General features: G+C 61.0%; 2 protein-coding genes. One reads left to right on the plus strand and one right to left on the minus strand.

Annotated features, from left to right (window positions below; genetic code table 11):
• On the plus strand, positions 1-1,575 hold a 1,575-nt coding region (locus EN893_RS03685), incomplete at its 5' end, for a ComEC/Rec2 family competence protein (protein ID WP_164900705.1).
• Here EN893_RS03685 and lexA read toward each other — a convergent pair.
• Positions 1,569-2,309 (minus strand): transcriptional repressor LexA, encoded by a 741-nt coding sequence (gene lexA, locus EN893_RS03690; protein WP_127272195.1) that lies wholly within the window; start codon positions 2,307-2,309, stop codon positions 1,569-1,571. The genes EN893_RS03685 and lexA overlap by 7 nt on opposite strands.
• Between the last annotated feature and the right edge of the window lie 353 nt (positions 2,310-2,662).

Here is a 2,662-nt window from a genome sequence, read left to right on the forward strand (position 1 = left end):
ATCGCCGACCATATCAGGGCGAGCGTCGGCGGCGCCGAAGGCGAGATCGCCGCGGCGCTGATCGTCGGCGTGCGCGCCGGCATTCCCGATGACATCAATGAGGCGATGCGACGTACCGGCATCTACCACATCATCTCGATTTCGGGACTGCACATGGCGCTGGTCGCAGGCACCATCATGGGCTTGCTGCGCGGCGCCTTCGCCTTGTTTCCCGACTTTTCCGCGCGTCGCCCGGTCAAGAAGTATGCCGCCTTCGCCGCACTGTTCTCGATCGCGGCCTATCTCATCATCTCTGGAGTCGTCGTTGCCGCCGAGCGCAGCTTCATCATGCTGGCGGTGATGCTGATTGCCGTGCTGTTCGATCGAGCAGCACTCACCATGCGCAATCTGGCGATCTCGGCGATCGCCGTCATCGTGGTGTCGCCGCATGAGGTGGTCGGCCCGAGTTTTCAGATGTCGTTCGCCGCGACCGCGGCTCTGGTCGGCGCCTATGCCGGCTGGGCCGATCACCGCGCGGGAAAAGCAAGACCGCCGCCCCCAAAGCGATCCATGCCCGGTTTCCTGACGCGAAAGTTCGTGCTCGCGGCAACCGGCCTTGCCATGACCTCCATCATCGCCGGCAGCGCCACGACGCTGTTTGCCATCTGGCATTTTCAGCGTGTGTCGCCGCTCAGCCTGTTCGCCAATCTGGCGGTTATGCCGATCGTCACCGTCGTCATGTTCCTGGCTGTCGCAAGCGCGCTGCTGATGCCTTTCGGATTGGATTGGCCGGCCCTCTACCTGATGGGCAAGGGCCTGACGGTGATGATCGCCATATCGGGTTGGATCTCCGAACGTTCGCCTGTCGATGGGGTTGGGCTGATTTCGCAGCAATCTGTCCTGCTGGTGACAATTGCCCTGGTCATCGCGACGATGGCGACAACTTGGCTGCGGCTCGCTGCTCTGCCATTCGCGCTGGCAGGCTTGCTGACCGTCTCGGATACGCGCACGCCGGATGTGCTGATCTCGGAAGACGCCCGGCTGGTGGCGTTGCCGATCGGTGGCGGCGAGCTTGCCGTCAGCCGGGAACGGCCGAACGAATTCACCGTCGACAACTGGAAACGCGCCCTGACATCAGAAACCATCGTCGTGCCAGAGGTGTTCGACAAGAGCGATGGGCAATTCGACGTCGCGGACGCCGTTGAGCTACCGCCGGGATCGCCGTTCTATTGCTCCTCAGGCGTTTGCGTGGCCAGGCATATGTCCGGTGCGATCATTGCCTATGTCGAGGACCGCAAGGACACCTGGAAAGCCTGTGGCTTCGCCGAGCTGATCGTCATCAATGACGCCACCGCCTATGACGCCTGTCACAATCCGCTGGTTCTCGTCATCACCAAGCGGCAACTGGCTCGCAAAGGCAGTGCCGCGGTCTTCTTCGATCGCCAATCGGCGACCACGCCGGCGACAATCAGCTTCGCGGTGAACAGCCCATATCGGCCCTGGCACACGCAACGCAAATACTCTCGTGAGGCGAGGGGGCTGGCACCCTTCAAGAAACCCGAGAAGCCAGCGGCCAACCCGCAGCCGCCTCAGTAGCGGCGGATGAGGCCGACGAGCTTGCCTTGCACCTTGACCCTGTCTGGGCCGAAAATACGGGTTTCATAGGCCGGATTGGCGGCTTCGAGAGCGATGGAAGCGCCCTTGCGGCGGAACCGCTTCAGCGTCGCTTCCTCTTCATCGACCAGCGCCACGATGATCTCGCCGGGGTTCGCCGTGTCGGCATTACGGATGATGACGGTGTCGCCGTCGAAGATACCGGCCTCGATCATCGAGTCGCCCTTAACCTCCAGCGCATAGTGGGCGCCGCCCATGATCATGTCCGGCGGCACCGAGATCGAATGCGTCTGATGCTGGATGGCATCGATCGGCACACCGGCGGCGATACGGCCCATGACCGGTATCGACACGGCGGAGACCGCATCGTCATCATTGCCGGGCGAGGGCATCCGCGAAGGCGCCGGCTTGATCTGCCGGCCAAGGGCACCACCCTGACCGAGACTGCCCTGGATGACGCTTGGCGAAAACTTCTTTGCCGCGTTGAGGCCGGGCGCGATCGAGTCCGGCAATCGCAGCACTTCCAGCGCGCGTGCCCGGTTGGGCAACCGGCGAATAAAGCCGCGCTCCTCAAGTGCGGTGATCAGCCGATGAATCCCGGATTTGGAGGCAAGGTCGAGCGCCTCCTTCATCTCGTCGAAGGATGGCGGAATGCCGCTCTCCTTCAGGCGTTCATGGATGAACATCAGCAGTTCATGTTGCTTGCGTGTCAGCATGGCGGCCCCCAGATTACCTGAAACCAGAATCGAAAAACAAACCCAGAACAAACACTATCTGTTCCAGTTGTGTTCTGCAACCGTTTAAAGTTTAATGAATTTGTTAAGGCTGCTGAAATTATTTGGGCTTGCCAGCGGGTCGCGATCGACAGGCGCCAACCACGGCAATGCGCCTGCTCACATTGAAACCATTATGGTTAATGACCTGTGGCTCATCCTCGACCCAAGGCTTGGCATCATCTGCCGATCGACCTCCACAAGGGACGCTATCAATCTTCGGGACGTTCGTTTGCCGTGAACGAAACGGAGCCAAAACGCCAACGTCTGTTGGCATTTGTGGCTGGAATCAGCCC

Origin of the sequence: Mesorhizobium sp. M7A.F.Ca.CA.004.04.2.1, assembly GCF_004022825.1 — a bacterium.
In the GTDB taxonomy this organism is placed as follows: Bacteria; Pseudomonadota; Alphaproteobacteria; order Rhizobiales; family Rhizobiaceae; genus Mesorhizobium.

Bases quoted from the DNA above. Each gene is read 5' to 3' on its own strand.
- lexA (WP_127272195.1), bottom strand. From the start codon at position 2,309: ATGCTGACACGCAAGCAACATGAACTGCTGATGTTCATCCATGAACGC.